Here is a 25,465-nt window from a genome sequence, read left to right on the forward strand (position 1 = left end):
TGAGTGTTCACCGGCATAGTCGAGGAGCTCGGCGAGATCACCGCGGTCGAGCAGCTGCCGAACGCGGCACGGATCACCGTGCGCGGGCCGCTGGTCACCAGCGACGCCGGGCACGGCGACTCGATCGCGGTGAACGGCGTCTGCCTGACCGTGGTCGAGGTCTCCGGTGGCGAGTTCACCGTCGACGTCGTGCACGAGACGCTGCAGCGGTCGAGCATCGCGAAGATCGCCGTCGGGGACCGGGTCAACCTGGAGCGCGCGATGGCCGCGGGCGGGCGGCTCGGCGGGCACATCATGCAGGGCCACGTGGACGGCACCGGCGTGTTCCTCTCGCGTGACGAGCAGGGACTGACCAAGTTCGCGCTGCCCGGCCAGCTGGCCAGGTACGTGGTCGAAAAGGGCTCGATCGCCGTCGACGGCGTGTCGCTGACCGTCGCCGCGATCGGCGACGGCGAGTTCGCCATCGCGCTGATCCCGACGACGCTCGAACTGACCACGCTGGGCCGTAAAGAGCCCGGTGACCTGGTGAACCTCGAGGTCGACGTGGTCGCGAAGTATGTGGAAAAGCTGACGTTGCCCTATTTGGGGGACAATGGCGGTCTGGCTGGAACTGAGGAGCGGGCGTGAGCGAGAAAACTGCTGAATGGACGCCGTGCGGCGCCGGGGCGAAGTTCGACGCCGACGCCATCGACGCGGCCATCGCCGACATCGCGGCCGGGCGGCCCGTGGTCGTCGTCGATGACGAGGACCGCGAGAACGAGGGCGACCTGATCTTCGCCGCCGAGAAGGCGACACCCGAGCTGCTGGCGTTCATGGTGCGCTACACCTCGGGCTACGTTTGTGTCTCGCTCACGGAGAGCGAGGCCGACCGGCTCGATCTGCCGCCGATGTACCACACGAACCAGGACCAGCGCGGCACCGCGTACAGCGTCACGGTCGACGCGTCCGAGGGCATCACCACGGGCATCTCGGCGGCGGACCGCGCGCACACGATCCGGCTGCTGGCCGACCCGGAGGCCGGTCCGAAGGACTTCCGCCGTCCCGGGCACGTCGTCCCGTTGCGTGCCAAGGAGGGTGGCGTGCTGCGCCGCCCCGGGCACACCGAAGCGGCCGTCGACCTGGCCAGGCTCGCCGGGCTGCACCCGGCCGGCGTGCTCTGCGAGATCGTGTCGCAAAAGGATGAAGGCGACATGGCGCGCCGCGACGAGCTCGAGGTGTTCGCCGCCGAGCACGACCTCCAGGTGATCACCATCGCCGACCTGATCGCCTACCGCAGGCGGACCGAGAAGCAGGTCGAGCGGGTCGCCGAGGCCCGGATCCCGTTGGCGGCAGGCACTTTCCGCGCCGTCGGCTACGACAGCCTGCTCGACGGCATCGAGCACATCGCGTTCGTCTACGGCGAGATCGGCAACGGCGAGGACATCCTCGTCCGCGTCCACTCCGAGTGCCTCACCGGCGACGTCTTCGGCTCGCTGCGCTGTGACTGCGGCCCGCAGCTCGACGCGGCGCTGCAGGCCGTGGCCGACGAAGGCCGCGGCGTCGTGCTGTACATCCGCGGCCACGAGGGCCGGGGCATCGGCCTGCTGCACAAGCTGCAGGCGTACCAGCTGCAGGACGCGGGCGCGGACACCGTCGACGCGAACCTGGCGCTCGGCGTGCCCGCCGACGCGCGTGACTACGGCACCGGCGCGCAGATCCTGTGCGACCTCGGCGTCCGGTCGATGCGGCTGCTGACCAACAACCCGACCAAGCGCGTCGGTCTCGAGGGCTACGGGCTGCGCGTGTCGGGCCGCGTCTCGCTGCCGATCTCGCCGAATCCGGAGAACCTGCGGTACCTGCGCACGAAGCGGGACCGGATGGGCCACGACCTGGCGCAGCTGGAACACTTCGACCAGGTCGGCGCGACCGAATTCGACGAGACGCGCACTGGCGGAGGAACCCTGTGAGTGGTGAAGGACGTCCCGAGGTCGAGCTCGACCTCAGCGACTGCCGCAACTTGAAGCTCGCCATCGTCTGCACGCGATGGCACGCGAAGATCACCGACGCGCTGCTGGACAACGCGCTGGCGGCCGCGCGGGAGGCGAAGCTCGAAGAGGAGCCGACCGTGGTCCGCTGCGCGGGCGCCGTCGAACTGCCCGTGGTCGCGCAGGCGCTGGCGCGCGACCACGACGCGGTCGTCGCGCTCGGCGTGGTCGTCCGCGGTGGCACCCCGCATTTCGAGTACGTGTGCGACGCGGTGACCGCCGGCCTGACCAGGGTCGCGCTCGACGAGAGCACGCCCGTCGGCAACGGCGTCCTCACCTGCGACACCGAAGAGCAGGCGCTCGACCGGTCCGGGCTGCCCGGCTCCAAGGAGAACAAGGGCCACGAGGCGACCGTGGCCGCGCTCGACACGGCGCACGTGCTGCGCAGCCTGCGTCAGCCGTGGACCGAAAAGGGTTTCGTGTGAGCGTGATGACCGCTTCGGAGCAGCAGGTCGTGTACCGCCCGCGCAAGGCACTGGTGATGTGCAGTGTGCTGGCGCTGGCCCTGCTGGCGGCGTTCACCACGGTCGGTGTGCTGCTGCGCGGTTCGAAGACGGGCGCGATCTTCCAGGCGTCCGACCAGGCCGCGATGATCGGCATCGGGATCCTGCTGGCGGCGGGCGCGATGCTGTTCGCCATGCCGCGTGTGCGGGCCGACGCCGAGGGCATCGAGGTCCGCAATGTGTTGCTGACCAAGCGTTTCCACTGGCACGAGGTGCTTTCGGTCAGTTTCCCGGACGGCGCTTCCTGGGCCAGGCTGGAACTGCCAGAGGACGAGTACTACTCGGTCATGGCGGTGCAGTCGGTGGACAGGTTGCATGCGGTCGAGGCCGTGCGGGCGCTGCGGAAACTGCACCGTGAGGCTTGGGAAGGCCACACCGGCACGATGTAGCGGTCGTACTTTGGACCGATCTGCGCCGCGCCGGGTTCTCGTACCATCAGCGCGTGACCGACCTGCTCCGCTCGACCTGGCACGAGCCGCGGCCGCCCGGCGCGCCGCGATGGCCGCGGCGCGACTGGGTGCTCGTGGCCGTGCTACTGGCGGCCACGGTGCTCGAAGGCCTGCTCCGGCCGGACCTGCCGTGGCGGGTGCTGTCCGTGGTCGTCGTCGCGGCGCTGGTGCCGACCTTGCTGTGGCGGCGGACCCAGCCGCTGCTGATGCTCGTGCTCGTGTTCGGCGCCTCGGCGGTGATCGAGGTGCTGACCGACGGCGTGGCGCCGGCGTCCTACGCGATGGCGTATCTGCTGATTCTGCCGTATTCGCTGGTCAGGTGGGGATCGGGCCGCGAGATCGTGCTCGGCGCCGCGGTGGTGTCCGGCAAGCTCGCGCTCACGGGCTTCCTGGGCCACACCAGCGCGGGCGACCTGTTCGGCGGCGTGGTCGTGCTGTTCGCGAGCTTCGCGCTCGCCGCCGCGTTCCGCTATCGGGCGGGCGCGCGCCGGCGGGAGTTCGACCAGATCAAGCTGCTGGAGCGGGAACGGCTCGCGCGGGATCTGCACGACACGGTCGCCCATCACGTGTCGGCGATGGCGATCCGCGCGCAGGCGGGTCTCGCGATCATGGAGTCGCGCCCGGAAGCCGCGGCCGAGGCGTTGCGCCTGATCGAGGCGGAGGCGGCGGCCGCGCTCGACGAGATGCGCGCCATGGTCCACGTGCTGCGCCGCGATCAGCCCGCCGAGCTGGCGCCCGGCCAGGGGCTCGCCGATCTCCCGAAACTCGCGAGCACGAGCAGGCCGGCGGTCGACGTGGTCATCTCGGCCGAGATCGGCGACGTGTCGCCGTCGGTCGGGAGCGCGCTCTACCGCCTGGCCCAGGAATCGGTCACCAACGCGCGCAAGCACGCCCGGCACGCCACGCGGATCGAGGTCACGGTCGCCGCCGATGACACCGCGGTCCATTTGCGCGTCAGCGACGACGGCGACGGCGGCCCCGCCCGGACGGCGCCCGGCTACGGCCTGCTCGGCATGATCGAGCGCGCGGACCTGCTCGGCGGTTCGTGCGAGGCGGGCCCGGAGCCCGGACGGGGCTGGACCGTGCGCGCGAGCCTGCCGCGCGCCGGTGCGCCGGCATGACCGTCCGGGTGATCGTCGCCGACGATCAGGAGATCGTGCGCACCGGGCTCACCATGATGCTCGACGCCCAGCCCGGGATCGAGGTCATCGGCCAGGCCGAGGACGGGCGCCAGGCCGTCGACCTCGCCGGTCGCCTGCGGCCGGACGTGTGCCTGTTCGACATCCGGATGCCGGTGCTGGACGGCATCGAAGCGACCCGCCTCCTGGCCGGTCCGGAGATCGCCGACCCTCTGGCCGTCGTCGTCATCACGACTTTCGATCTCGACGAGTACGTTTACGCCGCGCTTCGGGCGGGTGCTCGCGGGTTCCTTCTCAAGAACGCGGGCACGCAGCTGCTTTCGCAAGCCGTCCATGCCGCGGCGGCGGGTGATGCGCTTATCGCGCCTAGTGTCACCGCGCGGTTGTTAAACGCCTTCGCCAGCAGTGGGCGTGCTAAGCCGAAGCAACCCGTCGAACCGCTGACCGAGCGGGAAGAGCAGGTGCTGCGCACGGTCGCTCGCGGGCGGACCAACGCGGAGATCGCGGCCGAGCTGTACATCACGCTCAGCACGGTCAAGACGCACGTCGCCAGCCTGATGGCGAAGCTCGGCGCGCGCAACCGCGTCGAGATCGTCATGTGGGCCTACGAAACCGGCCGCGCCGGGTCGTGAGTGTTCCGGGCTCAGCCACCCTTGGCACGTGACAAGGGGCGCCCTTGCGACGCTCTGGGTGACAAGGGCCGCCCTTGTCACCCGGCCTCAACACTCACGACCCCCTCTCGGCCGAAAGTACGAGGGGGTGGCCGTGCTTCCGGCTTGCCGGGGCGGGGGCCGTTTTCCCGATGAGTCCAGGGCATCGCGTCGCCAGGATTGAGCCCACCAAAGCAGGACGGACGAAGGGCTCTTCCGGTGGCGACGAGAACCGCGGCGGCGAAGAAGAAGTCGGATTGGCGCATCCTCACGGGTTTGCTGCTGCTGTGCGCTTTCCCTATCGTGGCGGGCTCGACGCGCGTGGCGGAACTGTCGAGCAGCGCGCCGGTCACGCCGGAGAACGCCCGCTTCTTCGCGGTGCCGTTGCCGGTGATCGTGCACATCGTCGCGGCCAGTCTTTATTGCGTGGTGGGCGCTTTCCAGTTCGCGCCCGGGTTGCGCCGCCGCAGGCTGGGCCTGCACCGCGTCTCCGGGCGCGCGCTGGTTCCGCTGGGGCTGGCCGCGGCGCTCTCCGGGCTGTGGATGACGTTCTTCTACCCGTCGCCGCCGGGTGACGGGGCGCTGCTGTTCGCGTTCCGGATCTTCTTCGGTTCGGGGATGGTCGTCGCGCTCGTGCTCGGTACCGTCGCGGTGCTGCGGCGGGACATCCGGCGCCACCGCGGGTGGATGATCCGCGGTTACGCGATCGGGATGGGCGCGGGCACGCAGGTCTTCACGCACCTGCCTTGGGCCGTGGCGTTCGGGGCGCCGGGGGAGTTCACCCACGCGTTGCTTATGGCCGCGGGCTGGGTGATCAACCTCGCCGTGGCCGAGTGGGTCATCGGCCGGACCGCCAGACCGGCGGCCCTAGCGAGCCACGGGTGATCGTTCCCGGCCTCCGTCGAAGAACACGTCGGTCCACGGTTCGCACAGCGCGCGATATCGTTCGGCTTCCGGCTCGCCGCGCAGCCGGGCGAGCAACGCGACGATCAGCGCGTCGAGGTGCCTGCCTGCCGGGTCGACCGCGCTGGTGGCGACCAGTTTCTCGTCGCCGCGCAGGCGTACCGCCCCGAGCAGGTCCCGGGTGGTGAGCACGCCGTTGTGCAGTTCGGCCATGAGGCGGAAGTAGGTCCCGTCCGGGCTGCCCAGCCGGTCCAGTTCGGCGCAGTAGCGGTCGAGGGTGCGCCAGTCCCGCAGCGCGGCGAGGCCTTGGCAGGCGGTGCCCAGCGCGAGCCGGTACAGCTCCGCCGTGCTGAGCAGTTCGCCCGTCCGCCGGCTGTCGCTGGGCAGGTCTCGCAGTGTTTCGCAGAGCGACACGATCTGGTCGCGATCGAACACCGGCAGGCCGTCGCGAAGCGTGTAGTACCACCAACGGGGGTTGTCCGGGTCGTGGGCGCGGGCGAGGTCGAGCAACCGCAGGTTGCGGTGCAGTTTGTCCTTGGCTCTCGCGACCTCCGGGTGGTAGCCGTCGTGCTGGAACTCGACGCCCAGGCGGGCGAGTTCGACGCGGACGTCGTCCTCGCCCTCGACGACGGGGTACTCGTGGACCGGGCCCCGATACCGGATCGAGCTTTCGGCGTGGAAGACGCGGGGGACTCCTTCTTCCGCGACGCCGCGGTCGACGTCGAAGATCGTCGGAGTGAGCACGAGGCGGGCGAGGTTCGACGCGCCGGACCATGCGGACAACCGGGTCTTCAATTCCTCCGCCGCTCGCTCGCTGAGCCATTCGTCCGCGTCGAGAAAGACGATCCAGCCGGTCGAGACGTGGTCGATGGCGAAATTGCGGGCGGCGCCGAAGGAATCGGACCACGGAAAATGGACAAGCCGGGCATCGGGGTGGTTTTCCGCGATAGTCGTGGTTTCATCCGCCGAGCCGGTGTCCACGACCAGTATCTCGAAGTCATGACCGGTGATACTGGCCAGGCAGCGCGCGATGCAGCGTTCTTCGTTCTTGGCCAGCACGACGATCGAAATCTTGTCAGGCATGGTGATTCCCGTTCCACTGTGCGGGTGCCCGCCGAGGGGGCGGGCACCCGCGTCCGGTCAGTGTCCGCAAGCCTCCGGCTGGCCGATGTAGTACCAGTTGTTGCAGGTCCACGAATAGTGGTCGAAGACGTGGCAGCGGACGGTGCCGTTGTTGGCGGTGTAGGAGCGCAGGTAGTCGAAGCGCTGGATGTCCCCCAAGGGCCAGGAGCAGTGCTTGACGTGACTCTCCGCGCGGTAGTCGGGCGTCCAGCAGTCGTCCTGCGTGGTGGCGGGGCCTGCGCTCGCGGAGCCTGCCGAAAGCGCGAAGAACGAGCCGACGGCGAAAAGGGTGGCGCCCAGCGCGCCCACCTTTTCCCGAATTCGGCGACGGCCGCCGACCGTACCAATGGTCGCGGTGGTCTTTCCTTCAGAAGTGGTGAGTTCTGCTTCTAGTCCTTCAAGAAAGGCGGTGCGTTGTGAGTCCATAGTGGATTCCTCCAAGTTGGCTTGGAATTGATTTCGACTGGCTCAAATTAAGGTCGAAAAAGAAAGGTTGGCAAGGTGTTTCAAGACAGGGTGAAATCGGTCAGGATTCCCCGCTAGAATTTCTGCCGGTTTAGGTGCAATGTCGGGTTGTCAGAGGCAGACCGGCAAGGATGTCAAGCCCCGCAGCGTCGCGTCCGGCCGGTACACGGGCGCCGGCGCTGCGTCGTCCAGCCGTATGCCGGGGAACCTGCGCAGCAGTGACGCCAGCGCGATCCGCGCCTCGGTCCTCGCCAGCTGTGCGCCGAAACAGGCATGAATGCCGCCGCCGAAGCTCAGCACACCGCCCAGTGGCCTTCGCAGGTCCAGCAGGTCCGGGTCGGTGAAGCGCCGCGGATCGCGGTTGGCCGCGCCGAGTACCGGGTAGACGAGCGAACCCTTTTCGATGCGTCGGCCGCCGATCTCGAGGTCGTGCGCGGCCAGTTGAGGAGTGGAGAGCGGCACCGGCCCTTCGAAGCGCAGCAGTTCCTCGGCGGCGGTCTCGATCAAGGACAGGTCTTCACGCAGCAGCGCGAGCTGGTGCGGGTTCCGCAACAGGGCGTGCACGGCGTTGCCGATGTAGTGGACCGTGGTCTCGGTGCCCGCGATGAGCAGGATCAGGATCTGCAGGGTGAGTTCATCGTTGGTCAGTCCTCCCGTGGTGTCCGTGACGGCGAGCAGATCGGACAGCAGATCCGGGCGTGGCTCCTTGCGCCGCTGCTCGATCAGCTCGTCGAGGTAGTCGCTGAACGCCGCTGTGGCGGCGGCCGCTCTGCGCGCGATACCGACGGGGTCCGCGCTCGGCAGCGAATTGCCGATGATGGGCGTGATGTCGACAACCCACTCGTGCAGGGTTTCCCTCGCCGAGGCGGGCACCCCGACCAGTTCCATGATCACGGCGGTCGGGATGGGGTAGCAGAAGTCGGTGAGCAGATCGGCGTGCGGCGTCAGCCGGTCCAGCCGGTCGTCGACCAGCGACTGTATTCGCGGCCTGAGCGCCTCGATGGTCGGCTGCGTGAACGCTTTGCCGACCAAGGCGCGCAGCCGGGTGTGGTCCGGTGGGTTGGCAAAGGGCAACGAGGTGGCTAGCTTCCTTTCGAACGTCGCCAGCTGGGCGCGAACGTCGTCGGGCACCTGCCCCAGTAGGACGCTGCCGACCGGCGGCCGGATCAGCCGGGGATCGCGGAGGATCGCCTGGACGTCGGCGTGCCGGGTGCAGACCCAGCCGCCCAGTGACGCTTCGAAATGGACCGGTGAGTTCTCGCGCAGCTCACGGTAGAAGGGGTAGGGGTCTTGGACGAAGGCGGGATCCGTCGGATCGAAGCGAAGGGCCATAAGGGATGGTGACCAGCGGACCGGCCGGCGGTCAGTCGGTAGATCCCGCACCGTTACGACGTACCTGCCCGGTGTGTGCCGGCCCGGTGCGCCCGGGCAGGCATTATTGCGCGAATGCCTGCCGTCAGCTCGCGTACCGGCGTCGCAAGGAAGTGGCCGGGGCGGGCAACATCGTGCCCTGTCCGGACATGTTCATCGGACGGCACGAGGAAATCGCGGCCGTCGGCCGGTTGCTCGGCGGCTCCCGGCTGGTCACCGTCACCGGGCCCGCCGGGAGTGGGAAGACGCGGCTCGCCACGGAAGTCGCCCGCCGCAGGCGCGGACACGCCGGGGGAGTGTGGCTGATCGACCTCGCCGCGGTCTCGCGCGGTGCGCTGGTCGTGCTGGCGATCGCGAGCACGCTCGGCATCCGGGCGGAGAGCCCGGTGGCGCTCGCGGAGGCCTTGACCGGGCGAAAGGTGCTGCTGGTGCTGGACAACTGCGAGCACCTGCTCCCGGAGTGCGCCGCGGTCGCCGAGGAACTGCTCGCGCGTTGCGGCGGGCTGGTGATGCTGGCGACCAGCCGGGAAGCTCTGCGAGCGCGGGGTGAACGCGTCTTCCCGCTCGGAGAACTCACCTTGCCGGTCGGGACCGTCACGCGGCATCAGGCGGCCCGATCGGACGCCGTCCGGCTGTTCGTCGATCGGGCGTCCGCTGTGGACCCCGGGTTCCGCCTGACCGACGCCAACGCCGGCGCGGTCGTCGCGCTGTGCGAGCGGCTGGACGGCATGCCGCTGGCGATCGAGCTGGCCGCGAGGCGGGTCCGGGTGCTCGCGCCTGCCGATCTGCTGTCGTGCCTTGCGGAACGGCTGGACGTGCTGAGCGTCGGTGGCCGGACCTCGGCCTCGCGGCACCGCAGCTTGAACGCCGCGATCGGCTGGGACTACGACTCCCTGACCGCGGGGGAACAGGCCTTGTGGCGTCGTCTTTCCGTACTGGCAGGTCCCTTTCCGCTCGACCTGGCCAAGGTGGTGAGCGGGCTCGACGACGTGGTGGATGCGCTGGCGGGCCTGGAGGCCAAGTCGTTGCTGACGCCGGTGGACGTGGCGGGGGCGGTGTGGTTCCGCCAGCTGGAGTCGATTCGCGTTTTCGGGCGGGAACGGCTCACCGCGGCTGAACTCGCGTCGGCGGGCGACCGGCTCGCCGAGTGGATGCTCGCTCGCTTCGGGACCCACCTGCTCGATTTCTCCGTTCCGCCCTCCGTTCTGCGGGAGATCGGCAAGCACTGGCACAACCTGGTCGTCACCGTCGAATGGGCCGCCAGTACCGGTGACCCTCGGCACGCGCCGCTGGCCTGTGTGCTGGCCGCGCACTGGCTGGATCGCGGGATCAACGCGGCGGACACCCAGGACATGCTGGTCACCGCACTGCGAGGAGCACCGGCAGACCGGCCCGACTACGCCGCTCTGCTGGTGAGCGCGTTGTCCACGGTCACGAACGTCCGCGGTGAACTCGACGAGGCGCGGAGTCACGCGGATCGGGCGGTCGAGCTGGAGCGCACCCTGGATCGGCCGGCGAGGCTGGCGAGGGCTCTCGACGAGCAGGGCCACACGCGGTCCTGCGCCGGCGACCACAGTGGAGCGAAGCCGTGTTATCTGGAAAGCCTGGAACTGCTCCGCGCGCTAGGCGATCCGGTGGCGCTGCTCGGTTCGCTGAACAACCTCGCGTGGGCCGCGCTGAGCTGGAGTGAGCCGGCGCTGGCGGCTGAACTGCTCAGCGAGGCTCTTCCCTTGGCCGCTCGGCTGGGTTCGCCCAGCACGGTCACCTCTGTCGTCCACACCGCCGGAGTGCTCGCGCTGTTCGAGGGCGACACCGAGACCGCCGGTTCGCGGTTCGCGGATTCGCTGGCCGTCGACAGCGAAAATCCGCACCATGTGGCGTATACGGTCGACGGCCTTGGCATCGTCGCGGTGGAGCGCGGGGACGACAGGCGTGGACTACGCCTCCTCGCCTGTGCGGCGGCCATCAGGGAGCGGGCACACACGCCGAGCGAGCCGTTCTGGCAGGAGCGGGTGGACGCGGCCGTCGCCGCGGCGTCCACCAGGCTGCGTCCCCGGGACGTCGCGGCGGCGCGAACCGCGGGCCGGAAGGTGCCCTTGGAGCGGGCCGCGGAGGTCGCGCTGCACGGTGTCGCTCCGCCACCCGCGGAACGGCGGCTGAGCGCTCAGGAGCACACGATCGCCACCCTGGTCGCCGAAGGTTTCACCAATGACCGGATCGCTCGCAGGCTGCGGGTCTCCGAGCGGACCGTGACCACCCACCTGGAGCGGATCCGGGAGAAACTCGACGTCCGGTCTCGTGCGGAAGTGGCCGCCTGGGTCGCTCGAGAGGATCAAGCGCCGGTCAGATCGACGACGACAGGCGCGTGATCGGACGCGCCCTTGCCCTTGCGCTCGTTGCGGTCGACGTAAGCGTCAGTGACCGCGGAGGCGAATTTCCCGTTGGCGTACACCAGATCGATGCGCATGCCGTTGTTGTTCGGGAACGCGAGCGCCCGGTAGTCCCAGTAGGTGAACGGGCGGTCGTACTTCAGCGGCCGCGGGATGACGTCGGTGAGCCCGGCGTCGCGCAGCATCGCGAGAGCCTTGCGCTCGGGCTCGGTCACGTGCGTGGATTCGGCGAATTTGCCGATGTCCCAGACGTCTTCGTCGGACGGCGCGATGTTGAAGTCGCCGAGCACCGCGAAAGGCTCGTCGTTCGACTCCGCGACGACCGTGCCGCGCAACGCTTCGAGCCAGCGCAGCTTGTAGGCGTAGTGGTCGTGCTCGACATCGCGGCCGTTCGGCACGTAGACCGACCACACGCGGACCCCGCCGCACGTCGCGCCGATAGCGCGTGACTCCACCGCGTCTTCGTAAGTCGGCTCGTCGGTCAGGCCGCGCTGGACGTTCTCGATGCCGACCTTGGACAGGATCGCCACGCCGTTCCAGCGGCCGAGCCCGTAGGCGGCGACCTCGTAGCCGAGCGCCGAGACCTCGGCGAGCGGGAAGGCTTCGGTCGTGCATTTGAGCTCCTGCAGGCAAAGCACGTCCGGCGCCGCCGTTTCGAGCCAGGCGAGCAGCCGGGGAAGCCTTGCCCCGACGGAGTTCACGTTCCAGGTCGCGATACGCATGAGGGGGAGACTCTCACAGGGGGTCGTGCGCGTTGCGGGCGGCTAGAACCGCCCGCAACGCGCACGAGCCTTCAAACCCCGGCGGTCGTGCGGATCCAGCTACGGCTGGACGCGACGCTCGCGTAGTTGTTGGTGCCACGGGTGTTGCTGCCGCTCTGGTTCTGCACGGTCGAGGCGACGCCGACCTGCACGCCGTTCGACAGCTCGGGGCCGCCCGAGTCGCCCTTCCACGCCGAGCCGTTGATGCCGACGCTCTGGATCGCGCGGCCGCCGTAAGCGTCCGTCGACCGGCCGGTGACCTGCACGTTCGCCACCTTCAGGGCGGAGGCGGGCGGGCCGGTCGGGGTGGTGCGGCCCCAGCCGTAGAGCTGGTTGGTGGTGCCGCTGGCCGGGTCGCCGGTGCCGAGGGTGATGTAGGTGGTGGTGAACGCGCTCGCCAGGTGCAGCAAGGCGATGTCGCCGTTGGGCGAGATCTTCTTCTGGTCGACCGCGATCACGGTGCCGCCCTGGAGCTGGTTGCTGCCGACGCGCACGCGCATGCCGCTGCCGTCGGTGTCGAGGCAGTGCCGGGCGGTCATCACCCAGCGCGAGGCGATGATCGTGCCGGAGCAGTTGAACCCGTCCCAGTCACGGCCGGGGGTGTTGACGTAGATCTGGGCGCCCCAGCTCACCGTCGGCGCGGTGCCGCCGCCGACGATTCCGGGCTGTGCGCCCGCGTTCGCCGTGGCGCCCGCGGTGAGTGCCAGTGCGGCCGCTGCGATCGAAGCTGCGCCCAAGGTGCGGATACGGCTCACTTTTCCGTTTCCCTTCGCCAGAAGAACCTGCCAGGAGAACCTGGTGGAACACTGGGACGGAAAGTAACTATCCACTCACCCGGTAGGGAACCAACGGAAGTCGGGTTAGGGGAATTGCCCGACTTCCGTTGGTATATCAGCACTCAAGGTTGCCTTGTAGCCCGATCGACGGTCAGACTCCTGAGGTTGTCTTGATCCACGCGCGGTTGGCCGCCACGCTCGCGTAGTTCATCGTCCCCTTGGTGTTCGTGCCGTCCTGGTTCGACACGGTCGACGCGACGCCGACCTGCACGCCGTTCGCGACCTGCGGGCCGCCCGAGTCGCCCTTCCACGGCGAGCCGTTGACGCCGACGCTCTGGATCGCCTTGCCGCCCGCGTTGTCCTTCGAGGTGCCGGTCACCTTCACGTTCGCCACCTTGAGCGTCGGGGACAACGGGCCGTCCGGGTCGGTGAAGCCCCAGCCGTAGACCTGGTTCGTGCTGCCGACGGCCGGATCGGCGGTCGCGAGCTTGCTGAACGTCGTCGGCACGTCCTTGGTCAGGTGCAGCAGCGCGATGTCGCCGGTCGGGGACTTCTTGCGCTGGTCGACGTCCGCGGCCGTGCCGCCGCCGAGGGTGTTCGAGCCGATCCTCACCTGCATCGCGGTCGTGCTCGCGGCGACGCAGTGCGCGGCGGTCAGCACCCATCTGGCGCCGATGATCGTTCCGGAACACGAAAAGCCGTAGCCGCCGGGCAGTGCGACGAGCACCTGCGCGCCCCAGGGCGTGGCAGGCGCGTTGCCGCCGCCGACGATGTCGGTCTGCGCGACCGCGGCGGGCGCGAGGAGGGTCATGGCCAGCGCGGTGGCGGCGGCGGTGCGGAGCATGGCGGGGATTCCTTCCGGCCGGGTGGGGAGTCAGACGGACCGTAATCACCGGATCACCCGGCCGATACTGCCGAATGTCCAGACCAGGCGGGCCGAATGGCCGGATCGGCGTCCTAGGGCGGGTACGCGCAAAGCTGTCGGTGTCGGCCCATAGGCTGGTGGACGTGGCTGACCCGTCCACCTACCGTCCCTCGCCGGGGAGCATCCCGGACGCACCTGGCGTGTACAAGTTCCGCGACGCGACCAGGCGGGTCATCTACGTGGGCAAGGCGAAGAGCCTGCGTAGCCGCCTGAACTCGTACTTCGCCGATCTGTCCGGCCTGCACCCGCGCACGCGCCAGATGGTCACCACGGCCGCGGCCGTCGAGTGGACCGTGGTCGGCACCGAGGTCGAGGCGCTGCAGCTCGAGTACAACTGGATCAAGGAGTTCGACCCCCGGTTCAACGTCCGGTACCGCGACGACAAGTCGTACCCGGTGCTGGCGGTCACGGTGAGCGAGGAGTTCCCCCGGCTGCACGTCTACCGCGGCCCCCGCAAGAAGGGCGTCCGGTACTTCGGGCCGTACGCGCACGCGTGGGCGATCCGCGAGACGCTCGACCTGCTGCTGCGCGTGTTCCCGGCGCGCACCTGCTCCACCGGCGTCTTCCGGCGGCACGGCCAGATCGGCAGGCCGTGCCTGCTGGGCTACATCGAGAAGTGCTCCGCGCCGTGCGTCGGCCGGGTGAGCGCCGACGAGCACCGCGCGATCGTCGAGGACTTCTGCGACTTCCTCGCCGGCCGCACCGACGGCATGGTCCGGCGGCTCGAACGCGAGATGGCCGAGGCGTCCGGCGAGCTCGAGTTCGAGCGCGCCGCGCGGCTGCGTGACGATCTCGGCGCGCTGCGGCGGGCGATGGAGAAGCAGGCGGTCGTGCTCGGCGACGGCACGGACGCCGACGTCGTCGCCTTCGCGCACGACGAGCTCGAAGCGGCCGTGCAGGTGTTCCACGTGCGCGGCGGGCGTGTGCGCGGGCAGCGCGGCTGGGTGATCGACAAGGCCGAGGAGATGGACGTGCCCGCGCTCGTCGACCATTTCCTCACCCAGTTCTACGGCGAGCAGTCGGATCTGGCGCTGGCCGAGGGCGAGGCCGCGCCCGTGCCGCGTGAGGTGCTCGTGCCGGAGCTGCCCGACGACGCCGAAGCGCTGGGGGAGTGGCTCTCCGGGCTGCGCGGCTCGCGGGTCGCGCTGCGCGTGCCGCAGCGCGGTGACAAGCGCGCGCTGGCGGAAACGGTGCAGCGCAACGCCACCGAGGCGTTCCAGCAGCACAAGCTCAAGCGCGCGGGCGACCTCACCGCGCGGTCGGCCGCGCTGTCCGAGCTGCAGGAGCACCTGGCGCTCGACACGGCGCCGCTGCGCATCGAGTGCGTCGACATCAGCCACATCGCGGGCAGTGACGTGGTCGCGTCGCTGGTCGTGTTCGAGGACGGCATCGCGCGCAAGTCCGAGTACCGCCGGTTCGCGTTGCGAGAGGCGGCCGAAGAGGGCGATGTCGCGTCGATCGCCGAGGTCGTGCGGCGGCGTTTTTCGCGCTATCTCAAGGAAACAGCCGAGCCGGACAACCCGACACCGGGAATCGACCCGGAAACGGGCAAGCCGCGCAAGTTCGCGTATCCGCCGAACCTGCTCGTGGTCGACGGCGCCGGGCCGCAGGCGACGGCCGCCGCGGACGTGCTCGCGGAGCTCGGGATCACCGACGTCGCGGTGGTCGGCCTGGCCAAGCGGCTCGAGGAGGTCTGGCTGCCAGCCGACCCCGATCCGGTGATCCTGCCGCGAACCTCCGACGCGTTGTACCTCCTGCAGCGCGTCAGGGACGAAGCTCACCGTTTCGCCATCCGGTACCACCGGGAGAAACGGTCGAAACGGCTGCAAGTGTCCGTTTTGGACGGCGTGCCCGGACTCGGGCAGAGCCGCCGGACGGCGCTGATCAAGCACTTCGGCTCGGTCAGGAAACTGAAACAGGCCACTGTGGACGAGATCGCCGCGGTGCCGGGGGTCGGCAGGCGGACCGCGGAGACCGTGTTCGCCGCATTGGCAGTCAGCAAGGGTGAAGGGGAGTCGGGTTCATGAGTGGGGACATGGTGGAGCAAGAGCACAAGTCGGGGATGGAGGTCGCGGTCGTCAGCGGGCTGTCCGGCGCCGGGCGCAGCACGGCGGCCAAGTGCCTCGAGGACCTCGGCTGGTTCGTGGTCGACAACCTGCCGCCGGAGCTCATCGCCACGATGGTCGAGCTGGGCGCGCAGGCGCGCGGCGCGATCACCAAGGTCGCCGTCGTGATGGACGTGCGCTCGCGCGCGTTCACCGAGGACCTCTCGTCGGTGATCAAGGACCTCGACGCGCGCGGCTACAAGCCGAGGGTGCTGTTCCTGGAGGCGACGGACGCGGTGCTGGTGCGCCGGTTCGAGGCGGTCCGCCGCGGCCACCCGATGCAGGGCGACGGCAGGCTCGCCGACGGCATCACCGCCGAGCGCACGCTCCTCTCGCCGCTGCGCGAGGAAGCGGACCTCGTGCTGGACACGTCTTCGCTGTCCGTGCACGACCTGCGCGCCAAGATCGAGGACGCGTTCGGCTCGGAGTCCTCGACGCAGACCCGCGTCACCGTGCTCTCCTTCGGCTACAAGTACGGCCTGCCGATGGACGCCGACCTGGTGATGGACATCCGGTTCCTGCCGAACCCGTTCTGGATCCCGGAACTGCGCGAGCACACCGGCCTCGACACCGAGGTGCGCAACTACGTGCTCAGCCAGGAAGGCGCCGACGAGTTCCTCGACCGCTACCACCAGCTGCTGCGGCTGATCGGCGCGGGCTACAAGCGCGAGGGCAAGCGCTACCTGACCCTCGCCGTCGGCTGCACCGGCGGGAAGCACCGCAGCGTCGCGATCTCCGAAGAGCTCGCGAAGCGGCTGTCCACTGAGGACGGTATGGCAGTGAAGGTGGTGCACCGAGACCTTGGCCGCGAGTGAGGTAAACGCTGTCGCCCTCGGAGGGGGACACGGACTGCACGCGACGCTGACGGCGTTGCGGCGGGTCACCACCGCGGTCACCGCGATCGTCACGGTCGCCGACGACGGCGGCTCGTCCGGGCGGCTCCGGCGTGAGCTCGGCCTGCTGCCGCCCGGTGATCTGCGGCAGGCGTTCTCGGCGCTCGCCGCGCAGGACGGCGGCACGCTGTGGGCGGAGGTGTTCCAGCACCGCTTCGGCGGTGACGGCGCGCTCGCCGGCCACGCGGTCGGGAACCTGTTGCTGGCCGGGCTGTTCGAGGTGCTCGGCGACCCGGTCGCCGCGCTCGACGAGGTGCGCGGGCTGATCGGCGTGACCGGCCGGGTGCTGCCGATGTCGGCCGAACCGCTCGACATCCACGCCGAGGTCACCGGGCTCGACGCCGAGGACGACGCGGCGATTCGCCGGATCCGGGGCCAGGTCGCGGTCGCGACGACACCCGGTCAGGTGAAAAGGATCAGTTTGCACAACGCACGGCGGCCGGGTGAGCCGCCGAAGGCGTGCGCACAGGCGGTCGACGCGGTGCTGGACGCCGATGTGGTCTTCCTCGGTCCCGGATCGTGGTTCACCAGCGTATTGCCGCATTTGCTGGTGCCGGAACTGCACGACGCGCTGGTCCGCACGAAGGCCACGAAGGTGGTCATCCTCAATCTCATCCCCCAACCGGGTGAGACAGCGGGCTTCTCGCCCGAACAGCACCTGGACGTACTCTTCCAGCACGCTCCGGAACTCCGGGTGGACGCCGTGATCGCCGATCGCGATTCGGTGCCCACCCCGGCCCGGCTGCGCCGCGCGGCCGAAGCACTCGGTGCTCGTGCGCTCCTCTCCGACGTGGCCGACCTGGCCGTCGTGGGGCGTCATGATCCCGATGCGCTGGCGGCGTGCGTGCGGGAAGCTCTCGGTTTGAACAGCATGGAGGGGCAGTAATGGCGATGACCGCCGAGGTGAAGGACGAGCTCAGCCGCTTGGAGATCACCAAGATCGGGCCGCGCCGCGCGGAGGTCGCTTCGATGCTGCGGTTCGCCGGTGGCCTGCACATCGTCGGCGGCCGGGTGGTCGTCGAAGCCGAGCTCGACACCGGATCGGTGGCGCGGCGGCTGCGCAAGGAGATCCACGAGCTGTACGGCCACCATTCGGATGTGCACGTGATCTCGTCGTCCGGGCTGCGCAAGGGCACGCGCTATGTCGTGCGCGTCGTCAAGGACGGCGAAGGCCTGGCTCGGCAGACCGGGCTGATCGACCAGCGCGGCAGGCCCGTCCGAGGGCTGCCCGCCGCGGTCGTCTCCGGTGGCGTCGCCGACGCGGAAGCCGCGTGGCGTGGCGCTTTCCTCGCGCACGGCTCGCTGACCGAGCCCGGCCGGTCTTCCTCGCTGGAGGTCACCTGCCCCGGCCCGGAAGCGGCGCTCGCCCTGGTCGGCGCGGCGCGGCGGATGGGCATTCAGGCCAAATCGCGCGAGGTGCGCGGCGCGGACCGCGTGGTCGTGCGTGACGGCGACGCGATCGGCGCGCTGCTGACCAGGCTCGGCGCGCACAAGAGCGTGCTGAAGTGGGAAGAGCGCCGGATGCGCCGCGAGGTCAAGGCGACGGCCAACCGCCTCGCCAACTTCGACGACGCGAACCTGCGCCGCTCCGCCCGCGCGGCCGTCGCGGCGGCCGCCCGCGTCGAGCGCGCGATGGAGATCCTGGGCGACTCCGCGCCGAACCACCTGCTCGCGGCCGGCAAGCTCCGGTTGTCGAACCGCCATGCGTCGCTGGAGGAGCTCGGCCAGCTGTCCGACCCGCCGATGACCAAGGACGCGGTCGCGGGCCGGATCCGCCGTCTGCTGGCCATGGCCGACAAGCGCGCGAAAGAACAGGGCATCCCGGACACCGAGTCCGCCGTCACCCCCGACATGCTCGAGGACGACGAGGCGGACGCGTGATTTAGCGGGCTTTATCCCGGTCTGGGATAAAGCCCGCTAAATCCCGGTCTGAAGTTCGCCGAAGACCGCGTGCACAGCCGGGTTCCCGGTCACCGCGGCTTGGGCGAGCAGGTACGCGCCCGCGGTCCACGTGGTCCGTTCCTGGGGCCACAGCACGCGATCCTCGAACTGGTAGCCGGTCCAGAACGAACCGTCGGCGTGCCGCAGGCGCTCGACCTGGCCGAGCAGCGTGGTCGCTTCCGCGAGGCGGCCACGCGTGGCCAGCGTCAGCGCGAGTTCGCTGGTCTCGCCGCCGGTGACCCACGGCTGGTCGTGCACGCAGCGCACGCCCAGCCCCGGCACGACGAACCGGTCCCAGTCGGCGGCCAGCGCCGTTTCGGGCTGCACCGAGCCGAGAACCGGGTAATACCAGTCCATCGAATGCGGTTTCGGCTCGAACAGGCCGGGGCAGCTGATCGCGAGCCGGAGCCGGTCCGCCGTGTCGTCCCACGCGGGCCGGGGACGGCCCAGCGCGGCGGCGAGCGCGCTCGCGTGCCGCAGCGCGTGGTGGATGCTGCAGTTTCCGGTCAGCAGGGCGAGGTTCGAGCCCACACGCCACGTGATCTCGCCGGTCGGGCGCTGCAGCCGCCGCACGAAACCGATGGCGCGTTCGAGCGTCGGCCACAGTTGCGCGGCCAGCGTCTCGCCGTGCAGCCTGGTGTGCAGAGCGAGCCCGACGGCGATGTACGCGGTGAAGTTGGCGTCGAGTGCCCTGTCGGACGGGCTGGATTCTTGGTAACCCGCGAACCAGGAGCCGTCCGCGTTCTGGTTGGCCGCCAGCCAGATGTACGCCGCTTCGGCCTCAGCGTGGAACCCGGCGACGTCGAGTCCCATGGCGGCCTCGACGTGACACCACGGGTCGAGCGCTTTCCCTGTCTCCCAAGGGATCCCGCCGGTGGACCACTGGGTGGCCGCGATGGTCAGCGCGGTTTGCGAGCGTAGAGCACGAGGCTCTTGCCGAGCACCGGGTTCAACACGCGTTCGAGCAGTTTCACCCATCGGGGCCCCTTCATGATGTCCCACACCAGAAAGCGGTGATACGCCTCGGTGATCCTGTTCTCGCCCAGGCATTTCAGCCACCAGTACGGCGAATGCAACGCGTGCGCGTGATGCCCCGCGAACGGTTCGAGCCCGGCCTCACGCAAACGAGCGAGTAGCTCACGGCGCCGGTAAATCCGGATGTGGCCACCCTCGACCTGGTGGTATTCCTCGGAAAGCGCCCAGCAGATCCGTTCCGGCCACCAGCGTGGCACGGTCACCGCGAGCACCCCGCCCGGCGCGAGCACGCGCACCGCCTCGGCCAGCATCGCGCGGTCGGCGTGGACGTGTTCGAGCACCTCGGCGGCGATCACCCGGTCGAAGCCGCCATCGGGGAACGGCAGCGCCAGCCCGTTCGCGCGAACGGCCAGGCCATACGGCCCGCCGTCCCGAGTCAATTCGTCGAACTTGTCGCGCACATGCTTGACCTCGGCGTCGGCCACGTCGACCGCGACGACATCGGACCCGAGCCGCCACGCCGCGTAGGCGTGCCTGCCATCACCGCAGCCGAGATCGAGCACCCGGCCGCCCCGCCCGAACCGGCGGAAGTCCACGGTCAGCACGTCAGCTCCCGGTAGTGCCGGACGGTCTCACGGGCGGTGGCTTCCCAGCTCAGCGTGGCGGTCCTGGCGAGCCCTGCCGCGCCGAGCCGCGCCCGCAGGTCGCCGTCGGTCAGCACGCGCAGCAGTTCCTTCGCGAGCGCGTCGGAATCCGCGGGCGGCACGATCATCGCCGCGTCACCGACGACCTCGGGAATCGCGCCCGCCGAGGTGGTGACCAACGCCGTTCCGCACGCCATCGCTTCGGCGGCGGGCAGCGAAAACCCTTCGTACAGGCTCGGCACACACACGACTTCGGCACTGGCGATCAGCTCGGCGAGTGCGGTGTCGCTGAGCCCGCTGACGAACCGCACCCGCGGCCCGGCGGGCTTGCGCTTGCCGACTACGACAAGTTCCGCTTCCGGCAGCGAGTCCAGCGCCGCGAGCAGATGTTCCAGCCCCTTCAACGGTTCGTCCGCGCTCGCCGTGGTGACGATCCGCCCGGGCACCTTCGCGATTTCGGGGCGTGGCTTGAAAATCCGCGTGTCGGCGGCCAGTGGTACGACCTCTGCGACCACGCCCATGTGCTCGCGAATCGAGTCACGCGACGCTTCGGACACGGTCAAGATCTTCGGCAGCCTGCGCGCGACTCGGTGCTGCATGCCGACGAACCCGTACCAGCGCTCGACGCCTTCCCGCCCGGCGGCGAGCTTCAGCTCACGGTCGATGGCGATCGGGTGATGCACGGTCGCCAGCACCGGCAGCCCGGTCCCGAGCAGCCCGTACCCGAGGCTCTGGTTGTCATGCACGACGTCGAAATCCCGGCGTCTCAGGTACCAAGCCGCCCGCAACGAGAACGCCAGCGGCTCCCCGAACCCGCCCCGGCGCATCGCGGCGTACTCCAGCCAGTCCGGCAACGCCTTGAGTTCGCGTATTTTGGCTCGGCGAAAGGGATTCGGCTCGGCGAAGAGGTCGAGGCTTGGCAGTTTCGTCAGCGTGACACCCGGATCCAGCTCGGGATACGGCTGCCCCGCGATGACCTCGACGTGATGCCCGAGCGCGACCAGTTCCCGGCTCAGATGCCGGACGTAGACGCCTTGCCCGCCACAGCGGGGATTGCCGCGATAAGTCAGCAGCGCGATGCGGAGCGCGCTCACCGATCATCCCCATGCGGCCAGCTTCGCGCGGATCTTGGCGGTTTCGCCATGGTGCTCACCACGCACTTCGAGCGAGATCGGCAGCAGCGCGCGCAGTTCGGCCACCGCCGCGCCGGATTGGCCGTGCCTGTGCAGCGCGAGCGCGTAGGTGAACCAGATGTCGAGGAAGTCGGGATGCCGTTCACCTAACCTCGCCCGTTCCTGGCCGAGCAGCCGTCGATGCTCGTGAAGAGCGGGGGGGGGTGCGTCGATTTCGGTGCTCCAGAAGACGATGTTGTGTTCGATCTTGGCGACCAACTCGTGGTCCTTCCCGAGCGCTTCGATGGCGTCCGGGAGCAGTTCTCGTTCCTGGCGCAGCAGTTCCGGGCCATCGCCGCACTTGCCCTCGGCCACCGCGAGCAGGTGCCGTGCGTGGATGGTCTCCACATGTGCCGGTCCGAGCGCCTCGTGGGAATCCCTTGCCAGCTCGCGGAAAACCTCGCGTGCCTCGTCGAACCGGTTCAGCTCCCACAGCTGCCAGCCGAGGTTGTTCCGGATGCTCAGCGTTTCGGGATCGTCGGGCCCGAGTTCCCGTTCGGCGACGGGCAGGAGCTGCTGGAAACGGTCGATCGCCAAGGCCGGATCACCCGCCTTGCCGGTCCAGGTCGCGTGCCGGGCCCGGCAGATGATGGCCAATCGGTCATCCTCGCCGACCGAGTCGGCCACTCGCGCCGCCCAATGCGCCCAACGTTCCCGGTTCTCCACAGGCACGCCGAGTTCCCGGGTTTCCAGGCTGTGTACCGCATCGGCCTTGCGTCCCGCCATCCAGTACAACTCGGCTTCGTTGGCTATCGCGTAGCGCTGCGAAGGCAGGTCCTCCTCGGCCGCTTCGCCGATCGCGTGCAGCAGGACCGCGAGCGTCCCTTGGTAGTCGCCGACGCGCGTGATGTGGCCGATTCGGGCGCGCAGGCCGAGTAACTCGACATGTTCGTCCGGTGTGCCCGCACCGGGCCGCACCACGTTGTCTCGCTGCGTGAACAACTCGTCGCGCAAAATGGGTAAGCGGTCCGGGCCCCCGCTGCGCGCGCTCGCCGCGAGCAGCACGGCCACGGGCAGGGGCCCGAGTAGTTTGGTGAACCGCAGCAGCTCGAGCAGGTCGAACTCGGTCACCTCTTCCTCTTCCGCCACGGGCTCGGAGGTACCCCGGTCGGTGATCACCGGCGGGCCGATCGTGGGTGGTTCCACCTCTGCGGGCAGGCGCACTACCAGATTGTCGGGGAAGATCACGACCGAGCTGTGCGGCCACGGATCGACGGCCTCGATGGTGAGGATCAGTTGGATCCAGTCGAGTGAAGCGTCGTGCACAAGCTCGAGCAGTGAGTCGCGCAGCCGTTCGCGGTCGAATCGTGCCAGCCTGGCGATTCCGTCGATCGCGATCCGGATGGGCTCGTCACGGTCGAGCGCGCGTAACGGTTCCAGCACCGAGCGATCGAACGCGCTGAGATCCGGCCGGTTGACTTCGGTGAAGCCGGGAACGCTTCGGGCCAATTGCCGGGCCAGTTCCCCTGCCAGTTGTTCAACGGTCTGACCGGGTGTCGCGAACAGGACCGCGTCCAGGAAATCCAGCGGCACGGAGCGCCCGGCGACCGCGGGGCGCGCCAAAGCGGCGAGCAGTGAAGAAGCCTCCTGCCGGTCACCGAGAATTTGGACGCAGCGGGCGCCCCCGAGCACCTGGCTGACCACGTCGCGCAACTCACGCGTCGGGCGGTAACCCTCGGTAAGACGTTCGATCTCTTCAGCTGCCGGATTGCCGCGCAGTGGCTGCCAAGCCTCTGAAGCGTTACGGGCCAGCCAGAGGCCTTCGTCGCCCTTCGGTGTGAGCCAGGTGCCGTCGAACGCCAGATGCACGGCTGTCTGCGCCGGGCAGTGGCCGGAGATGACTCGTTTGAGATCAGGGCAGCGGAGTCGTTCACCCAGCTCCGGGTCGCCGGAGCGCAGGATCTTCGCCAGCGAGAGACTGAAGCAGCCGTTCGCGGCGGTGCGGTCATCAGAGGCCGTCAGCACCTCGAAGCGTTTGCCCGCCGCGCCGACGATGCGGGACCAGCGCTCGGCCGCCTGGACGGCCGCGATGCCCGCGTGGCAGGTGTCGAGCAGGATGACCAGGCCGTCGAGCAGGGAGTACCGGCTCAGCAGCTCCTTGATCCGCTGGGCGAGCAGGTAGGACTTGCGGCTGTCCGGCGGGTACTGGGCGTCGCGGGTGAGGAAGTAGAAGTCGTCGTTCGCGTAGTCGCCGTGGCCGACCAGCGCCAAGAACAGCGTCGACTCGGTGTCCGAGGCGCGCTCGAAGGCGTCGACGAGCGCGTCGTCGAGTTCGACCATCGTGGGGTCGATGAGGGTGCCGGTGTCCAGGGAAGGCACTGCGGGTACGCAGGCGCCGATCTCCGGGTCGAGCAGGGCTTCGGCGACTTCGTGCGCGGCTTTGGGCAGGAACGACAGCAGATTCAATGAATCGCATTGTGACGCGATCACCAAGGCCAGCCGCTCTCCCACGACGATCACGATACTGTGCGTCGTGGCCCGGATCGTGCTTGTACACGGAATTGCCCAAGAGCAGAAGTCGGCGGATACGCTCGAAGCCGAATGGCTGCCCAGCCTGGCGGGCGGGGTCCGCACCGCCGGATATCCCGAGGTCGCGGACCGGTTGTGGCGTGACGGGCCCGGCGACGCGCGGATGGCGTTCTATGGCGACGTCTTCGCCAAAACCGACCAGCAGGGTTCGGCCGACGAGCTCGACGACGAGGAGCTCGCCGCCGCGCTGGCCGCGGAGTGGCTGGCCAGGGCCGCCGAGGCCGGTGACGTGCTGGCTCAGCGGGAACTCGCGGGCCAGCCGGGGGAGCAACAGGGTGTCCGGGCGGCGGTGCGGCCGGTGCTCAACGCGCTCGTGCGGGTGAAGCCGTTCGCGCGGTTCGGGGTGGCGTTCGCCGAGCGGGTGATCGTCAGGGCGCTGCGGCAGGTCACGCTGTACCTCACCGACGACGGGATCCGCGAGCGCGCACAGGCCCGGGTCGCCGCGCTGATCGGGCCCGAGACCGAGGTGATCATCGGGCATTCGCTCGGCTCGGTCGTCGCGTACGAGGCGGCGCACCGGCTGGACCGGCCGCTGCCGCTGCTGGTCACGCTCGGTTCGCCGCTCGGGCTGCGCACCGTCGTGTACGAGCGCACGCGGCCGCAGCCGCCGCGGGTGCCGGGGAACGTCCGCCGGTGGGTCAATCTGGCCGACCGCGACGACCTGGTGGCCGCGCGGCCGGACCTCACCGCGTTGTTCCCCGGCGCCGACGGAGTGCTGGAGAGCGGCTACACCGTCGACAACGGCGCGAAGCCGCACGAGGCGACTTTCTACCTCACCAAGGCGCCGGTCGGGGCCGCCGTGGCGACCGCGGGTTCCCAGCCCGGCGGCCCGAAGACGTAACCGAGACGCGCTCGCCACGTGTGCGCCGCGCGGACGTCGCGCATGATCGAGCCGTACTCGTGGAAGCCGACCTTGAGCAGGTTGTAGGTCTTGATGTTCTTGGTGAGCCCGTAGGTCGGCCGCTTGCCCTCCGGGACGAAGCTGCGGAACATCCGGTCCCAGATGATCAGGATGCCGCCGTAGTTGGCGTCGAGGTATTCGGCGTCGCTGCCGTGGTGCACCCGGTGGTGCGACGGGGTGTTGAACACGTACTCGAACCAGCGCGGCAGCTTGCCGATCTTCTCGGTGTGCACGAAGAACTGGTACACGAGATCGATCGAAAGGCCGGTCAGGATCATCCACGGCGGAATGCCGGCGAACGCGAGGATCGACCAGAACGGCAGCTGGAAATAGGGCGTCCACTTCTGCCGCAGCGCGGTCGAGAAGTTGTAGTGCTCGCTCGAATGGTGCACCTGGTGCCCGGCCCACAGCAGCCGCACGCGGTGGCTCGCGCGGTGGTACGCGTAGAACACCAGCTCCTGCCCGAGCAGCATGATCACCCAGGTCCACCAGTCGCGGGGATCCCACTTGACCGGCGCGAACTCGTAGATCGCCGCGAAGACGAACAGCATGACCACGCGGAAGAACCCGTTCACCACCAGCGCGCCGGTGCCCATGGCCATCGAGGTCCTGGTGTCCTTCGCGCTGTAGCCCACCACGTTGTCGTCGTGCCCGAGCACGTGCACGGCCAGCACCTCGACGGCGACGAACAGCAGGAACACCGGCGTCGCGAACAGCACCGGGTCACGCAGATGGGCCAGGAACTCCGTCATGGGATCACCCCTTCGGATGTGACTCTACGGTAACTTACCCTAAGGTCATTTACTCCAGCGTAAGATAGCGCGGTG

24 protein-coding genes are annotated in these 25,465 nt (G+C 69.4%); 13 read left to right on the plus strand and 11 right to left on the minus strand.

Going from position 1 to position 25,465, the window contains the following annotated elements:
- Positions 1–3 precede the first annotated feature (3 nt).
- The 7 genes from BLV57_RS24530 to BLV57_RS24560 all read left to right on the plus strand — a co-directional run bounded on the left by BLV57_RS24530 (position 4) and on the right by BLV57_RS24560 (position 5,650).
- Positions 4–627: a riboflavin synthase gene (locus BLV57_RS24530; protein WP_091292481.1), complete on the plus strand. Its 624-nt coding sequence runs from the start codon at positions 4–6 to the stop codon at positions 625–627.
- Between the two features lie 59 nt (positions 628–686).
- Positions 687–1,946: a bifunctional 3,4-dihydroxy-2-butanone-4-phosphate synthase/GTP cyclohydrolase II gene (locus tag BLV57_RS24535; RefSeq protein ID WP_176968824.1), complete on the plus strand. Its 1,260-nt coding sequence runs from the start codon at positions 687–689 to the stop codon at positions 1,944–1,946.
- On the plus strand, positions 1,943–2,449 hold the full coding sequence (ribH, locus tag BLV57_RS24540) for a 6,7-dimethyl-8-ribityllumazine synthase (RefSeq protein ID WP_091292485.1): 507 nt from the start codon (positions 1,943–1,945) through the stop codon (positions 2,447–2,449). Before BLV57_RS24535 ends, ribH begins: the two co-directional genes overlap by 4 nt.
- Positions 2,450–2,454: 5 nt before the next feature.
- Entirely contained in the window at positions 2,455–2,916 is a 462-nt protein-coding gene (locus BLV57_RS24545) for a PH domain-containing protein (RefSeq protein WP_091293208.1), read from the plus strand.
- Between the two features lie 53 nt (positions 2,917–2,969).
- Positions 2,970–4,097: a sensor histidine kinase gene (locus BLV57_RS24550; RefSeq protein WP_091292487.1), complete on the plus strand. Its 1,128-nt coding sequence runs from the start codon at positions 2,970–2,972 to the stop codon at positions 4,095–4,097.
- Positions 4,094–4,747 carry a response regulator transcription factor gene (locus BLV57_RS24555; protein ID WP_091292488.1) on the plus strand — a complete coding sequence of 218 codons (654 nt, stop codon included), beginning with the start codon at positions 4,094–4,096 and terminating at the stop codon, positions 4,745–4,747. The genes BLV57_RS24550 and BLV57_RS24555 overlap by 4 nt, the downstream gene beginning before the upstream one ends.
- 237 nt (positions 4,748–4,984) lie before the next feature.
- Complete coding sequence (locus tag BLV57_RS24560) at positions 4,985–5,650, plus strand: DUF2306 domain-containing protein (protein WP_091292490.1); 666 nt, start codon at positions 4,985–4,987, stop codon at positions 5,648–5,650.
- On the opposite strand, the gene BLV57_RS24565 is transcribed toward BLV57_RS24560, so the two are convergent.
- The 3 genes from BLV57_RS24565 to BLV57_RS24575 form a co-directional block, all read right to left on the minus strand.
- Positions 5,633–6,751 carry a glycosyltransferase family 2 protein gene (locus tag BLV57_RS24565; RefSeq protein WP_091292491.1) on the minus strand — a complete coding sequence of 373 codons (1,119 nt, stop codon included), beginning with the start codon at positions 6,749–6,751 and terminating at the stop codon, positions 5,633–5,635. The genes BLV57_RS24560 and BLV57_RS24565 overlap by 18 nt on opposite strands.
- 57 nt (positions 6,752–6,808) lie before the next feature.
- Positions 6,809–7,216, minus strand: a complete 408-nt coding sequence (locus BLV57_RS24570; RefSeq protein WP_143047140.1) for a hypothetical protein — start codon at positions 7,214–7,216, stop codon at positions 6,809–6,811.
- A gap of 150 nt (positions 7,217–7,366) precedes the next feature.
- Positions 7,367–8,587 (minus strand): cytochrome P450, encoded by a 1,221-nt coding sequence (locus tag BLV57_RS24575; RefSeq protein WP_091292495.1) that lies wholly within the window; start codon positions 8,585–8,587, stop codon positions 7,367–7,369.
- An 86-nt stretch (positions 8,588–8,673) separates the two neighbouring features.
- Between BLV57_RS24575 and BLV57_RS24580 the strand changes: the two genes are divergently transcribed.
- Positions 8,674–10,995 (plus strand): ATP-binding protein, encoded by a 2,322-nt coding sequence (locus BLV57_RS24580; protein WP_143047141.1) that lies wholly within the window; start codon positions 8,674–8,676, stop codon positions 10,993–10,995.
- Here the strand turns inward: BLV57_RS24580 and BLV57_RS24585 are convergent.
- The 3 genes from BLV57_RS24585 to BLV57_RS24595 form a co-directional block, all read right to left on the minus strand.
- Positions 10,959–11,738 (minus strand): exodeoxyribonuclease III, encoded by a 780-nt coding sequence (locus BLV57_RS24585; RefSeq protein WP_091292498.1) that lies wholly within the window; start codon positions 11,736–11,738, stop codon positions 10,959–10,961. The two genes, BLV57_RS24580 and BLV57_RS24585, sit on opposite strands and share 37 nt — an antisense overlap.
- Before the next feature lie 71 nt (positions 11,739–11,809).
- Positions 11,810–12,532 carry a S1 family peptidase gene (locus BLV57_RS24590; RefSeq protein ID WP_091292499.1) on the minus strand — a complete coding sequence of 241 codons (723 nt, stop codon included), beginning with the start codon at positions 12,530–12,532 and terminating at the stop codon, positions 11,810–11,812.
- 172 nt (positions 12,533–12,704) lie between these two features.
- Positions 12,705–13,397 (minus strand): S1 family peptidase, encoded by a 693-nt coding sequence (locus tag BLV57_RS24595; RefSeq protein WP_091292501.1) that lies wholly within the window; start codon positions 13,395–13,397, stop codon positions 12,705–12,707.
- A gap of 164 nt (positions 13,398–13,561) precedes the next feature.
- Between BLV57_RS24595 and uvrC the strand changes: the two genes are divergently transcribed.
- The 4 genes from uvrC to whiA are packed head-to-tail and all read left to right on the plus strand — an operon-like array spanning position 13,562 to position 18,357.
- The gene (uvrC, locus tag BLV57_RS24600) at positions 13,562–15,505 is read left to right on the plus strand and encodes an excinuclease ABC subunit UvrC (RefSeq protein WP_091293210.1); all 1,944 of its coding nucleotides are present in this window, start codon (positions 13,562–13,564) and stop codon (positions 15,503–15,505) included.
- Between the two features lie 35 nt (positions 15,506–15,540).
- A complete protein-coding gene (gene rapZ, locus BLV57_RS24605) occupies positions 15,541–16,398 on the plus strand; it encodes an RNase adapter RapZ (protein ID WP_091293211.1) in 858 nt (285 codons plus the stop codon).
- Complete coding sequence (locus BLV57_RS24610; RefSeq protein WP_091292503.1) at positions 16,385–17,362, plus strand: gluconeogenesis factor YvcK family protein; 978 nt, start codon at positions 16,385–16,387, stop codon at positions 17,360–17,362. The genes rapZ and BLV57_RS24610 overlap by 14 nt, the downstream gene beginning before the upstream one ends.
- Positions 17,362–18,357 (plus strand): DNA-binding protein WhiA, encoded by a 996-nt coding sequence (gene whiA, locus BLV57_RS24615; RefSeq protein WP_091292504.1) that lies wholly within the window; start codon positions 17,362–17,364, stop codon positions 18,355–18,357. Before BLV57_RS24610 ends, whiA begins: the two co-directional genes overlap by 1 nt.
- A 36-nt stretch (positions 18,358–18,393) precedes the next feature.
- Here whiA and BLV57_RS24620 read toward each other — a convergent pair whose 3' ends face one another.
- From BLV57_RS24620 to BLV57_RS24635, 4 genes are all read right to left on the minus strand, one after another.
- The gene (locus BLV57_RS24620; RefSeq protein WP_218134871.1) at positions 18,394–19,230 is read right to left on the minus strand and encodes a prenyltransferase; all 837 of its coding nucleotides are present in this window, start codon (positions 19,228–19,230) and stop codon (positions 18,394–18,396) included.
- 86 nt (positions 19,231–19,316) lie between these two features.
- Positions 19,317–19,997 carry a class I SAM-dependent methyltransferase gene (locus BLV57_RS24625; protein WP_091292506.1) on the minus strand — a complete coding sequence of 227 codons (681 nt, stop codon included), beginning with the start codon at positions 19,995–19,997 and terminating at the stop codon, positions 19,317–19,319.
- Complete coding sequence (locus BLV57_RS24630; protein ID WP_091292507.1) at positions 19,991–21,130, minus strand: glycosyltransferase family 4 protein; 1,140 nt, start codon at positions 21,128–21,130, stop codon at positions 19,991–19,993. The genes BLV57_RS24625 and BLV57_RS24630 overlap by 7 nt, the downstream gene beginning before the upstream one ends.
- 3 nt (positions 21,131–21,133) lie before the next feature.
- Entirely contained in the window at positions 21,134–23,659 is a 2,526-nt protein-coding gene (locus tag BLV57_RS24635; RefSeq protein ID WP_245757499.1) for a tetratricopeptide repeat protein, read from the minus strand.
- Positions 23,660–23,681: 22 nt separating this feature from the next.
- On the opposite strand from BLV57_RS24635, the gene BLV57_RS24640 reads away from it, so the two are divergent.
- A complete protein-coding gene (locus BLV57_RS24640; protein ID WP_091292509.1) occupies positions 23,682–24,578 on the plus strand; it encodes an alpha/beta hydrolase family protein in 897 nt (298 codons plus the stop codon).
- Here BLV57_RS24640 and BLV57_RS24645 read toward each other — a convergent pair.
- Entirely contained in the window at positions 24,506–25,390 is an 885-nt protein-coding gene (locus BLV57_RS24645; RefSeq protein ID WP_091292511.1) for a sterol desaturase family protein, read from the minus strand. The genes BLV57_RS24640 and BLV57_RS24645 overlap by 73 nt on opposite strands.
- Between the last annotated feature and the right edge of the window lie 75 nt (positions 25,391–25,465).

The sequence above is a fragment of the Amycolatopsis xylanica genome, assembly GCF_900107045.1.
GTDB lineage: Bacteria > Actinomycetota > Actinomycetes > Mycobacteriales > Pseudonocardiaceae > Amycolatopsis > Amycolatopsis xylanica.